12 protein-coding genes are annotated in these 12678 nt (G+C 57.5%); 7 read left to right on the top strand and 5 right to left on the bottom strand.

From position 1 onward, the window contains the following. Nucleotides 1-247 precede the first annotated feature (247 nt). Both WC392_13480 and WC392_13475 read left to right on the top strand, forming a co-directional pair. On the top strand, nt 248-1453 hold the full coding sequence (locus WC392_13480) for a polysaccharide pyruvyl transferase family protein (GenBank protein ID MFA5243376.1): 1206 nt from the start codon (nt 248-250) through the stop codon (nt 1451-1453). Between the two features lie 44 nt (nt 1454-1497). Beyond that, on the top strand, nt 1498-2034 hold the full coding sequence (locus WC392_13475) for a DUF4129 domain-containing protein (GenBank protein ID MFA5243375.1): 537 nt from the start codon (nt 1498-1500) through the stop codon (nt 2032-2034). A gap of 39 nt (nt 2035-2073) precedes the next feature. Here the strand turns inward: WC392_13475 and WC392_13470 are convergent, their stop codons facing one another. The 4 genes from WC392_13470 to WC392_13455 all read right to left on the bottom strand — a co-directional run bounded on the left by WC392_13470 (nt 2074) and on the right by WC392_13455 (nt 4054). Then, nucleotides 2074-2304, bottom strand: coding sequence for a hypothetical protein (locus WC392_13470; protein ID MFA5243374.1), 231 nt, complete (start codon nt 2302-2304; stop codon nt 2074-2076). 188 nt (nt 2305-2492) lie between these two features. Continuing rightward, complete coding sequence (infA, locus tag WC392_13465) at nt 2493-2750, bottom strand: translation initiation factor IF-1 (GenBank protein ID MFA5243373.1); 258 nt, start codon at nt 2748-2750, stop codon at nt 2493-2495. Nucleotides 2751-2839: 89 nt separating this feature from the next. After that, nucleotides 2840-3046 (bottom strand): cold-shock protein, encoded by a 207-nt coding sequence (locus tag WC392_13460; protein MFA5243372.1) that lies wholly within the window; start codon nt 3044-3046, stop codon nt 2840-2842. A 279-nt stretch (nt 3047-3325) separates the two neighbouring features. Further along, nucleotides 3326-4054 carry a PEP-CTERM sorting domain-containing protein gene (locus WC392_13455; GenBank protein MFA5243371.1) on the bottom strand — a complete coding sequence of 243 codons (729 nt, stop codon included), beginning with the start codon at nt 4052-4054 and terminating at the stop codon, nt 3326-3328. A 418-nt stretch (nt 4055-4472) separates the two neighbouring features. Here WC392_13455 and WC392_13450 point away from each other — a divergent pair, with 418 nt between their 5' ends. The 5 genes from WC392_13450 (at nt 4473) to WC392_13430 (ending at nt 11676) form a co-directional block, all read left to right on the top strand. Next, a complete protein-coding gene (locus WC392_13450) occupies nt 4473-5306 on the top strand; it encodes an NYN domain-containing protein (protein ID MFA5243370.1) in 834 nt (277 codons plus the stop codon). A gap of 416 nt (nt 5307-5722) precedes the next feature. Then, nucleotides 5723-6421 carry a response regulator gene (locus WC392_13445; protein MFA5243369.1) on the top strand — a complete coding sequence of 233 codons (699 nt, stop codon included), beginning with the start codon at nt 5723-5725 and terminating at the stop codon, nt 6419-6421. A gap of 123 nt (nt 6422-6544) precedes the next feature. Then, nucleotides 6545-8605 carry a TonB-dependent receptor gene (locus WC392_13440; protein MFA5243368.1) on the top strand — a complete coding sequence of 687 codons (2061 nt, stop codon included), beginning with the start codon at nt 6545-6547 and terminating at the stop codon, nt 8603-8605. Nucleotides 8606-8699: 94 nt separating this feature from the next. After that, nucleotides 8700-9305: a YfiR family protein gene (locus WC392_13435; GenBank protein MFA5243367.1), complete on the top strand. Its 606-nt coding sequence runs from the start codon at nt 8700-8702 to the stop codon at nt 9303-9305. Next, nucleotides 9292-11676 carry an ATP-binding protein gene (locus WC392_13430; protein ID MFA5243366.1) on the top strand — a complete coding sequence of 795 codons (2385 nt, stop codon included), beginning with the start codon at nt 9292-9294 and terminating at the stop codon, nt 11674-11676. The genes WC392_13435 and WC392_13430 overlap by 14 nt, the downstream gene beginning before the upstream one ends. A 16-nt stretch (nt 11677-11692) precedes the next feature. Here WC392_13430 and WC392_13425 read toward each other — a convergent pair whose 3' ends face one another. Next, a complete protein-coding gene (locus tag WC392_13425; protein MFA5243365.1) occupies nt 11693-12568 on the bottom strand; it encodes a hypothetical protein in 876 nt (291 codons plus the stop codon). Nucleotides 12569-12678: the final 110 nt, after the last annotated feature.

Here is a 12678-nt window from a genome sequence, read left to right as displayed (position 1 = left end):
ATAAAAACAGCCGCAGCACGACCCATTAAGCTGTTAAAAAATGTTGAACAATGACTTCTCTTGAAAACAAACGCAAGCTTGCAGAGCAAATCCGGATGTTAGCTTTGCAACACCTGCTAGCGAATTTCCACCTATTCCAGCTCCCCCACACCCGCCCGGCACCCAAACTGTCATGCGCAATGCGCATTCAATATTCACGGGCAGCGCCTGCTTAATACCTGAATAAAATGGGAATATGATTCATCCCATGGAATCCCTTGCCCCCACCATTCTGTTTGGCGCTTTCGACCGCCACAATGTTGGCGACCTGCTGTTTCCGCATATCACTGCGGCCCTGCTGCCTGGTAAAAACCTGATTTTCGCCGGCCTGGCGGAACGCGACATGCGCCCCTATGGCGGGCATCAGGTCAGGGCGCTGGCCCAGCTTGCCCTGGAGATGGGAAATCACCCGATAAATATTTTCCACGCTGGCGGCGAACTGCTCACCTGCGATGCCTGGCAGGCCGCAGTCATGCTGCAAGCGCCGGAGCAGGCGCAGGCCATCATCGCTCGCCTCGACGCCCATGCAGCGGAAAAGCAGAAATGGGCACAGGGCATGCTGGGAATCGGCGTCCTTGCGCCTTATGCCGTTGCAAGGCGGCTTTTTCCCGGCGTGGCCAGCGTGATTTACAACGGTGTCGGCGGAATCGATCTGGCCAGCCGTGATGCGCCTTTCCGTGCGGAAGTTGAGGCCAAGCTGAAAGAAGCTGACCAGGTCGGAGTGCGTGACAAGGTCACGCTTTCCGGTCTCGCTGCAGCAGGCATAGAGGCCCGCCTCATGCCCGACCCGGCGGTCATGGTGGCCGGGCTGTTCGGCGAGGAAATCCGCCGCCATGCCCGTGCAGGCGAGACTGCGCGGATTCTCGACTCACTGCCGCAAGGCTATATCGCGGTGCAGTTCAGCGCCGAATTCGGCGATGACGCCACTCTTTCGGAGATCGCCGCCCAGCTGGACCAGATCAGCCATGAAAGCGGGCTGGGCGTGGTGTTTTTCCGTGCCGGCGCAGCGCCCTGGCATGACGAGCTGGTCTGCTACCAGCGCTGCGCAGCCCGCATGCGCTCCAGCGCCGTACAAATATTCACCTCGCTCCAGTTGTGGGACATCTGCGCCCTCATCGCCCACAGCCGCGCCTATTGCGGCAGCAGCCTGCACGGCAGGATCGTCGCCATGGCATTCGCCCTGCCGCGCGTCAACCTGCGTCATCCGGCTGAAACCAGCCCGCAAACCAAGCAGGCAGCCTACGCCAGCACCTGGGAAATGCCGGGCATGCCCGGCACGGTTGCAGTGCCGGGCATTGGCCAGGGCCTCGGCGCGGCCATGGCGGCAGACCCGGCTGCGCTAAAGCGCACGGCCAGCACGCTGGCAACCCGCTACCGGATGGAATTCGAGGCCATCCGCGCCAGGCTGGGGTAGTCCCAAAATACGGCCTCTTGCGCAAGGCCGCCGCAAGACCCGGCATGCCCGGCTGGCAGGCCAACATCATCAACGGAATGGCAGACCTTTCCGAGCAAACCGGCAAGATCATGGCCCCGGTAATGAAGCAACTGACCGATCTGTGGGAGGCCCTGAAAAAGTGGCTCAAGGAGCACCGGGACGCGGTGATATCCGGCTTGCTCTGGTTCGCCCTGCTCGCCCTGCTCATCGCCCTGTGGTTGCTGCTGCGCGAGGCCAGGGCCGGCACCTGGCTGCGCACCCGCTTCGATTATCTGCGCTATGGCATGCTGGGTTTCCACGCTGGTGGCGCACACGGCGCCCGGCAACTGTATGCCGCCATGGAGCGCGTTTTCGCCCTCGGCGACATGCCCCGTGGCCGCTCCGACACCACCCGAGAATACCTCGCCCATTTGTGCGCCCTGCTCGACGACCTGCGCCCGGAGCTCGGCGATTTGACCCGTCTGTTCGAGGATGCGCGCTACGGTGCCACCCCGCCCGATGCAACGCAACTGGAAAACATGCGCAAGCTGTATCGGCAAATTTATCAGCAGGCCTGGTAACCCCCTACCGTTACAGCTGACTGACGAATGCATGCAGGCTCAGGTCCCCCCGCCGCAATCGTAAACCCCCATGCTGGAGCGCTCGAGTTCCTGTTCATAAGTGTAGTGCTGTTCGCTGGCGGCCAGTTCAGCAGCTGACCGGCCGGTTCGCCCGTCCAGAATCAACAGCTCCCTGATTACCGCATTGGCGTCACTGATGGGAGGCACCATGAGCAGCATCAGCCGGTCGTAGAGGTCTTGGTCGATTTTGATCTGGATTTGGCCGCTCATGTCAGTCTCCTGTTGCTGTTTTAGATAATTCCAAACTACGCGCCAGGAGTGAATATACCTATGAGGGATTGACTGTATTTTTCTTTGGCAAAGCAGGTAAGAAACTGCCGCAGCCGGTGGCTTGGCGGCCACAAAAAAGGCGCCGCAGCGCCTTTTTTTAGTTGCTCACTTTCTGGCGCTGTTTGTGCTCAGAAAGCACGGCGCCGGGGAGTCGCAGCGGGGCGCCCCTCGATGTGACGGAAAGTGATCCGCCCATTGCTGATATCGTAAGGCGACAGTTCAATGGTGATCTTGTCGCCTGCAATAATTCGAATATGGTTCTTGCGCATCTTGCCAGCCGTATAAGCAACCAGCTTGTGGCCATTTTCAAGCGTAACGCGAAAACGTGAATCGGGCAGAACTTCGTCTACCACGCCATTCATTTCAATTAGTTCTTCTTTCGCCAATGGTTTGTCTCCAGAGAAAAATCGGAAAAACCCGGGAATACCGGGTTTTTCCGGTGAGATTGATCTCTCAATCCCAAGAGCGCTGTAATTTATTCAGCAGCGCGAATATTTGAGGCTTGTGGCCCTTTGGGGCCGGTCGTGGCATCGAAGCTCACGCGCTGATTTTCCTGCAGGGTTTTGAAGCCATCACCCTGGATTGCGGAAAAATGCACGAAAAGATCGTCACCACCACCATCGGGGGTCACAAAGCCAAAGCCTTTTGCATCGTTGAACCATTTGACAGTACCTGTTGCCATGTCTTGATATCCTTAATAAACGTAAATAAAAGGGGAATGCCCTTGAAGGCGAAGACCAAGACAGCGGGATGATGAAGGAAGAAATACCTGAGAATTCGGGGCACTGAATCAAACAGCAACGACACGACTTGAAGATCGCAGGCGCGAACTATGCGCTTAATTCCATGGATATGCAAATTTAAAAAAGTGCCGGCCCAAAGCTACTGACAACAACTCTGGATCAAAAAAGCCGCACGATCCAAACCGGATCATGCGGCCCGCAAACCAAACAAGGTCAAGTCAAGCTACGGGATAACTTTTCCTGCGCCGCAAAGCCGCCAGGCCAGCAAGGCCAACCGCCATGAGTGCGAGACTTGCCGGTTCCGGAACATGCACCTGTTCGACCCCGCCGACGCTAAAATCGTCAAATCCGAAGTAGTCCGTTCCCCCTGCCGTATTGCCGAAAGTCAAGCTCGTAAAGGTGTTCACCGTATCGATGATGCCCCAGTACAGCACCCCGCCGCCTGAGCCATAAATCGTGTTGGGGATATTGTATGTCTCGGTGCTGCCGCCGCCCAGTGTTGCCGTCACCTGGCCGCCATAATCCCCGATATCAATTCCATAGAAGCCGAAGGCCGCCACTGGCGCGCTAAACACGATGGTGAATACCCCGCTGCCTTCCCAGTAGTTGACGCCGCTGATGGGATAACGACCGACACCGTTAGTGCCGCTTAGCACGGTGTTAACAGAGCCAGTTCCTCCAAGAGTAGCGGTACCGAAGCCTGGGAAACTAATGGCCAAAGGCCCGGAAGTGCCATCCGCAAACGTTTCCAGCGATTCCGTTCCAACGCCAACCAGTTGGCTGAAAAAGCTGGCGCGAGCCGCGTCAGCATTGGGATGAAATGCCAGGGGCGTCCCTTCACCCACGCCAAGATCTTCCCCGAAATACACCGTGTGCGTGGCGTTTGCAGAAATCGCCGCCAACGACAGACTTGCACCGAGTGCCGCGGCTAAAAGTTTTGTTTTCATTATTATCTCCTCACCAGGTTTAATGCCGAATGGGGCCAGACACGATTTTTAATTTCCCTATCGTTCTGCCTTTATTCACTGCCAAGCATCACCCATGCCAGAAAAAAAGATTAAACATTAATTACATTTAATTACAGTATGTTACGCACATCAGGCAAAGCCTTCGTGAGCTCACATAAAAAACACTCAAGCCACACTGTAAAAATTTTCGACATTCAGATGCCATGTTTCCGGGCGCTCACCAAAGCCTCAACCAGCTCATCTGCATGCCGGTTACCGTGCCAGCCGATTGCCCATTCTGGCGGAAAACCCCTTGCTGCGGCCACGACACATGCAATCCGGATAATCGGATTTGCGCTCTGAACGAATGTCATCAAGAATAGCAGCCAGCACTCACAATTTTCCAAAGGAGTTCACGATGGCGAGCCAGTCTGAAATCACCAACATGGCGTTATTCTGCGATTTCGAGAATATCGCGCTGGGTGTTCGCGACGCCAAGTACGCGCAGTTCGATATCAAGAAGGTGCTGGAACGCCTGCTGCTCAAGGGCAGCATCGTGGTCAAGAAAGCCTATTGCGACTGGGATCGCTACAAGGAATTCAAGGCCACCATGCATGAGGCGGCCTTCGAACTGATCGAAATCCCGCATGTGCGCCAGTCGGGCAAGAACTCGGCCGACATCCGCATGGTTGTTGACGCACTCGATCTTTGCTATACCAAGGCCCACGTGGACACCTTTGTCATCATCAGCGGCGATTCGGATTTCTCGCCGCTGGTGTCCAAGCTGCGTGAAAACAACAAGCATGTAATCGGCATCGGCGTGAAGGATTCGACCTCGGACCTGTTGAGTGCCAATTGCGACGAGTTTATTTTTTACGACGACCTGGTGCGCGAGCAGGAGAGCAAAAAGAAAAAGAAACAGAGCGCCGCCAAGACCCCAGCCAAATCAGCAGCCGGAGAGGCGAAGCCCACCGAAGCAAAACGGGAGGAAAACAAGCGCCAGGAAGCGCTGGATTTCCTGGTTGAAACAGTTGAAGGGCTGATCTCGGAACGCGGATCGGATGAAAAAATCTGGGGCTCGCTGGTCAAGACCACCATGCAACGGCGCAGGCCCGGCTTTACCGAGTCATTCTATGGCTTCCGCTCATTCAAGGATCTGGTTGAGGGCGCGCAGAAACAGGGACTTCTCGTGCTGATGCGTGACGAAAAATCCGGCCAGTACACCATTCGCCTTCCGGAGACCGAAGCATGAACGGCTAGCAGCCTGCCGGACTTGAAGAATCGAAGCGAAAATTTGGCTGGGCGAAGACAGATTTTGTTGGTTTTGCCGGGCAATAGTCATTCTATTGCCCAAAAAAGCGGCGAAATATGGATCGTCCAGGCGAATTTGCAGCCGATTTCCTTTAAGTCCGACAGGCTGCTAGGGAACCGCATTGATTTTCTGGCCCGGGGCAAGACGCCTTCCGATGAATCCTGACCCGTTATTCCGTGCGAAAAAATAATTTTTTCACGGGCACGCATTCAAGCTGATTTCAAACTAAAATCTTATACAGATCAATTTATTGCTTGATCAGGGCGATACTGTATTCATGATTTTTCCAGCCTCACTTTCTGCCCTGGTTCATCATAATAAGCCATGTTAATCCGCACAAAAAGGGGAGGTGTTTCATGACAAATTCACACCCCCCTTTTTCCGCTGATCAGCACCTCACGCCCGGCCTGAAACTTGTACGGGCACTGGTGGTGGATGACGTTGAGCTCAACAGGGACATATTCAGGATACATTTGGAGTGTGCCGCGCAACATATCGACGAAGCCGCGGATGGATTTGCCGCATTGAATCTGTTCAAGCGGTATCGCTACGATGCCGTGCTGCTGGACATTGAAATGCCCGGGCTTGACGGCTATGACACCATGGCCGGGATGCGAAAATGGGAGCAGGAGCAGCTTCTACCCGGAACCCTGATTCTGGCCGTCACCTCCAGCGACTTTCCCGGGGACAGGCAACGCATTCTGGATGCCGGCGCCAGCGCTTATCTGGCAAAACCGCTGAAGCAAAAAGACCTGATGAATGCATTGCAACTGCTTCAGCCTGCTGAACCGGCTCCACACCCTCTGGCAAACCTGTTTCCAAAAATGTTTGCCTACGCTGACGCCATGCTGCGAGAACTGGAAACTTCCGGCGAACCCGAAGCCATTTCAAAAAAGCTGCATCAATTGCGCGGCATGATGGCTGTTTATGGTTTTGAGGATTTTGCCGAGCGTTTAAGGCAAATACACGCCGGGATGCAACAAGAAGGAATGCCGAAAAAACCTGTATTTGAGCAGTTGCGCAAAGAGCTGCATGATCTGAAAAGGAACCACTGAACAAGTGGCCGTTGTCCCAAGGGGATTCCGATTCGGGCCTTCCGGAATTGCCTCCACGTAATATCGTCCGGCAGGCATTAAGAAAAGCAAAAGAGAAGTGACGACAAGGGAATGAAGAGAAACATGAAGATACTTACCCCAGTGATGCCGTTTCTTGGGCTATTCCTTGCGTTAACCGCCCATGCCGATACCGGTTCAGGAATGGATCAATTGCTGTCATTAAGCCTGGAAGAGCTGACAAGGACCAAAATCAAGATATCCACCAATACGGAACAGGCGCTTGCCAAGGCGCCGTCCGTGGTCTCGGTCATCACGGCGGAAGACATCAGGGCCACCGGCGCGACCAATCTCACGGAGATCCTGCAAACCGTACCCGGCATTTACATCAGGGCCAACCTGTTCGGGTTCAGGCCACAGGTGACAATGCGCGGCGCCGCCCCCACTCACACCCTGCTGATGGTGAACGGCTCACCCGTAAAAGACCTGGTGTGGTCTTCCAGCATTTTCTGGAAAGGCCTGACGACGAGCATGATCGAACGGGTTGAAATCATCCGCGGCCCCGGCTCCGCCCTGTTCGGCTCGGACGCCTCGGCTGGCGTGATCAATGTCATCACCAAAACCGCGGGGAAAATCACGCAATCCGAAGCTGGCGTGCGTGCAGGCAGTTTCGACACGCGGGCGGGCTGGGTGCAGCACGGCGGGGAATGGAACGGTTTTGATATCGGCTTTACGGCTGAACAGTCGCACACCGATGGCCACAACCCGTATATTGCAGTGGATGGCCAGACAGCCAGGGACAATGCCTTTGGCACCCGGATATCTTACGCTCCAGGCCACGCCCGCTACGGCTGGGACGGCACGGATATCCGTTTCTCCATGGCCAGGGGCAACTGGCGCCTGCTTGCCGACCATTTGCGCCACAGCAATGTGGAGATCGGGCTGACGGGCGCCTCCGTACTGGATCCGCTGACCCGCGGAAGCGACAGCCGGTCCAGCATCGCGCTGTTTTACAACAATGATGAGTTCACCCAGGACTGGAGCCTGAATACTGAACTTCGTTATTTCCACCTCGACTACACTTCAGGCGACGGGTTTCAGGAGTACCCGGCGGGCTATACCGACGCTACAGGCACCTATCCAGACGGCTTTATCAATCAGATGAGATCTGCTGAACGCGGCTTTGCTGTTGAGGGCAGCGGCCTGTATACCGGCCTGAAGACGCATGCCATCCGCCTGGGCGGAGGATACAACTCGGAAAATCTGTATTTTGTCGAACAATTCATCAATCTGGGAACGGGGCCTGACGGAAACCCGCTTCCGGCTGGCGGGCCGCTGGTCAATGTCTCGGACTCCCCCTATGCCTTTGCGCCGGAAAAGACCCGCCGGATACATTACCTGTTTCTCCAGGACATATGGACCCTCGCACAGAACGTGGAACTGACTGCCGGGGCGCGTTATGACCATTACTCCGACTTCGGCGGCTCGCTGAATCCGCGCCTGGCCCTGGTCTGGCAGAGCACGGACAGGCTCACGACGAAGCTGTTGTACGGCGAGGCGTTCCGGGCGCCCTCCTATCTGGAGCTTTTCGCCCTGACCGCTGCCTCCAGACCCAATCCCGATCTCGCTCCGGAAAAAACCCAGACCTGGGACCTGTCATTTTCCTACCTGGCTTCGAAGGACTTGAAGCTGGGCCTGGGCTTTTACCAGTTCGAACAGTCCGATCTCATCACCACCGATCCGTCAAAACAATACCAGTACCAGAACATGGGCAGCAACACGTCTCGCGGTGTTGAACTGGAGGCCATGTGGCAAGCAACCAAGACCCTGAGGGTTTCCGGCAACCTGACCAGCCGCAATGACAGCAATTCTCCATTCAACACCGTACCCAAACAAACCGCCTACCTTCGCACGGACTGGGCGTTCCTGCCTCATTGGAACTGGAACATGCAGGCCAACTGGATCGGCAATCGCCCGCTTCCTGCCGGTGACTCACGTTCGCCAATAGACGCGTATACCCTGGTGGATACCACGCTTCGTTATTCCCGCCGCCGGGACTGGGAGTTTGCCGCATCCATGCGCAATCTGTTTGACGTGGATGCGCGGGAATATTCCAGCAGATCTCTCCCCGGCAATCTGCCGCTGCCCGGGCGAAGTTTCCATGCAGAAATACGCTACAGGTTTTAGCCATGGCCATCGCAGGCAACACCCCACAAAAATGATGATAGCATTGCGCAATGAGAAACGAAAAACCCTGCCCCAACGGGATATGGAATCCTGATTGCCGCGCGCCTTCCCCGCTGACCCGCATTCCATGCCGCGCACCTGGCCGGTCAGGATGATGCTTGTTCTGATGAGCTTCTTCGGCAGGCACCGCCTTGCCCATGCTCTCCTGCTTTTGGCTGCGCTGGCCTGCCAGCCGGCCACGGCACAGAACATGCCGAACGAGCAATCCTTGCGTGCGGCGATGGTTTTCAATTTCCTCAAGTTCACCGAGTTCCCGCCTGAAGCAATCGCCAACACCCAGCAGATACGCCTGTGTATCGCAGTCGGGGACCCACGGCAGGCAGCAGCCCTGGCCGAACTTTCCGGCCGCAAGGTATTGAGCCGCGAACTGGTTGTTGCCAACCTCGCCGGACGGGGCGATGGCTGCCATGTGCTTTATGTCGATTCGAGCCAGCGGTGGCATGCGGCAATCGAGCAACGCGCCCTTCCCCGCACACTCACGATCAGCGCCTATCCGGGCTTCGCGCGGGACGGCGGGATGATCGAAATTGCCCTGCGGGAAGACGGCACCCGGTTTGACATCAACCTGGCGGAAGGGCGGCGCGCCGGCTTCCGCTTCTCACCCCAGTTGTTGCTCCTGGCGCGCCATGTCCATGAATAAGCTGCCGCGCACCGGTTCGATCCTCGATCGCCGGTCGATCCGCTATCCCTTTGTCCGGCTGATCCTCGCGGCTGCCTTTTTTGGTATCGGCCTGGCGCTCCTCACTGACGCCGCGCTCACGCTCGACAACCAGCGCAGGGATATGCAGCGCACCTTGACCGCCGCCGCCAATGCGGCCGGCACTGCCGCCAGCGCGGCGGTCGCCTTCCGCGATGCCAAGGCCGCGCACGAGGTTCTGAGGATGTTCGAGGCTTACCCGGAGATCCAGGCCGCCGCGCTCTACCTGGACGAGGGTCCCCGCCTGGCCAGCTACGGTATCCACAAGCTGCTTCCTCCGGATGCGCATGCCATCGTACCCTCCACAGCGGATATCGTGCCGCTGGCGAACACGGTCACGCTGCATTTGCCCATTCTGGTCGACGATTCTCTCATCGGCTCCGTCTACCTTCAGGCGCGTCTCGACGACTTTTGGCACGCCTACCTCGGCACAATTGCGACGACCTTCTTCGCCGGCCTCAGTGCCGGGATTCTGGCCCTGATCCTGGCCTTGCGCTTTCTCAACCGCATCATTTTGCCAGTCCGCCAACTGGCGGAAGCAGCGAACGATGCACGCTTGCAGCAGGATTTCATTCCGCGCGCGATTCCCGCCGAGGACAATGAGATCGGCGATCTGGTTGGCAACTTCAACGCCCTGCTGGTGGAGATCGAGGCTGGCAGGCGGTCTCTGCAGACCCACCAGGACGAACTGGAGCGTCTGGTGGCACAACGCACTGATGAGCTTTCCCGGGCAAACCGCGAACTGGTCGTTGCCAAGGAGGCCGCCGAGACTGCAACACAAGCCAAGAGCGACTTCCTCGCCAACATGAGCCACGAGATCCGCACGCCGATGAATGCAATCATCGGAATGACGCAACTGGCGTTACGCACCGGGCTCGATCCCAAACAGCGCAACTACCTCGAAAAAGCCGATGCCGCCGCCCATGGCCTGCTTGAAATCATCAACGACATCCTGGATTTCTCCAAGGTCGAAGCAGGCAAGATGGAGCTGGAACAAGCCGATTTCAGCCTCGAGCAGGTGATACAGCATGTGACCACCATCACCGCCACAAAAGCGCAGGAAAAAGCCCTCGAGCTGCGCTTCGATATCAGCCGTGACGTCCCGGGCACGCTGACCGGCGATGCCTTGCGCCTGGGGCAAGTCCTGATCAACCTGATTCACAACGCCATCAAGTTCACCGAGCGGGGCAGTATCACTCTTGCCATTCATCGCATCTCCGTCGATTCGGGGCGCGTGCGCCTGCATTTCGCTGTCACCGATACCGGGATAGGCTTGAGCGAAGAACAGCAGCAGCACCTTTTCAGCCCTTTTACCCAAGCCGATAACTCGACTACCCGGAAATACGGCGGCACCGGCCTGGGACTGACCATCAGCAAGCGCCTGGTCTCGATGATGGAGGGCGAAATCGGCGTGGCAAGCACGCCCGGCATCGGCAGCACGTTCTTCTTCAGCGCCACTTTCGGGATACCAGCCGGGCCGCATGGCACGCCGGAAGAACCCCGCTTGCAGAGCCTCGCCCTGGGTGGCGAACAAGGCCTGCGCGGCGCATATCTGCTGCTGGTCGAGGATAACGAGGTCAACCGGGAATTGACGCTGGCAATTCTCGGCAACGCGGGCATTCGCGCCGATGTCGCCGTGAATGGGGCAGAGGCGGTGGAAATGATCAGCCGCACCGGCTACGATGGCGTGCTGATGGATTGCCAGATGCCGGTCATGGACGGCTACGAAGCCACCCGGAGAATTCGTGCCGGTGCGCGCCATGCCGGCATACCCATTATCGCCATGACTGCAAACGCCCTGCTCGGCGACAGGGAAAAGTGCATCGCCAGCGGCATGAACGAGCAAATCACCAAGCCGGTCAATGTCAGACAGTTATTTCTGGTTCTGGCGCGCTGGGTGAAACCGCAATCGCCGCGAAACGACAAGAAGGATGTGGGTGCAGCGCTTTCTGAAGCCGGTGTGCCACGGCTTGCCGGCGTGAACACGGATGAGGCCATGGAATGCATCAACGGCAATGTTGCGCTTTACCGCAAGATACTGACCTTGTTCCGGGAAAAACAGGCTGATGCGGTTGCGCACATCCGCGCAGCATATCTTTCGGGCGATCACGAAGCCGCGGCACGTCTGGCACATACGCTCAGGGGCTTGGCCGCCAACATCGGCGCGGGGGATCTGGTCAAAAAAATCAGGGAATTCGAAGTGGCTCTACGCAACGGGCAGGATGAATTGGCCGTAACCTGGCTGAAAGAGGTGGACCTCGCCCAGCAGGCTTTGCTGGGCGAAATCGAACGTGCCATGCCATTTGAAGCATAAACTTGAAAACCGCATTTCACCGCCTCTGGGGGTGCGGTGCCGCGAATGTATCCTTGCGTAATGCAAGCCCGTGAAGTCCGCTGTCCGCCCCAAAAAACTCACGCATCAGAAAATCCTCAAGGCCCGCGTTATCTTCCATGCGGGCGGACATGACAATCGAGCGGCCAAGGCGCTGCGACTCCCAATTAAAATCCCCTTTGTAATATCTGCGAATCAATTCAATCATGCTGCGCACCATGGCGCGCTCCACATCACCCTCCGGACCGGCATCGACTTCAATCACTTCGCGCCGGGCATTGCTGGCATCGCCAGCCCAGCCGCGAAATGAAAACTTGCCCGTCCGGACACTCATGCTGATGATTTGAAACACGCCGTTCGTGCCCTGTGGCTGGAGATTGCGCTTGATATTCGCCATCCGGATTTCATCAGCCGATGGCCCGCGCTCCCGCGCCGTTTCCGCCGCGTTTTCCCGTGCGGCAGCGCTTTCGGCGGCATGGCGGCGCGCCTTGGCCGCATTGACGTAGGACATCATGTCGGTGGGCGGCGCCAGGTCTGATGCGGGCTCCGGGCTTGCCGGAGGCTCCGGCATCGCAGGCCTGCTTTCCGGCATGGCGGCGCGGGGTGGCGCATCACGGCGAGGCTGGATCCTGGCTTTGCTTTTTTTGGCCACGGCTTTGGGCTGCGCATCCGGGCTTCTGGCTGGCGCTGCTTCGGGCAATTCCACAAAGCTTGCCTCTATCGGCGCTGACGATGATACATCGACCTCGGGAGAGCTCAGGAAATGAGCAAAACCCCAAACAAGCAGCAACCAGATGATTGCCGCCAGCGGCATTGGCCACCAGATCCGGATTTCCCTGGAATGCAAGGCGGAGAGGCTTGCAGCCTCACTCATGCTTGACCGCGATCAGGAAATTCCTGGCCCCGGCCGCGCGTGCCTGCAACATGGCCTGCACCACGATGCCCTGCGGCGCCGCATTATCCGCCGACACGATGACGCTGGTC

Source organism: Sulfuricella sp. (assembly GCA_041651995.1).
Classification (GTDB): domain Bacteria; phylum Pseudomonadota; class Gammaproteobacteria; order Burkholderiales; family Sulfuricellaceae; genus Sulfurimicrobium.
This window is presented reverse-complemented; position numbering and strand designations above follow the sequence as displayed.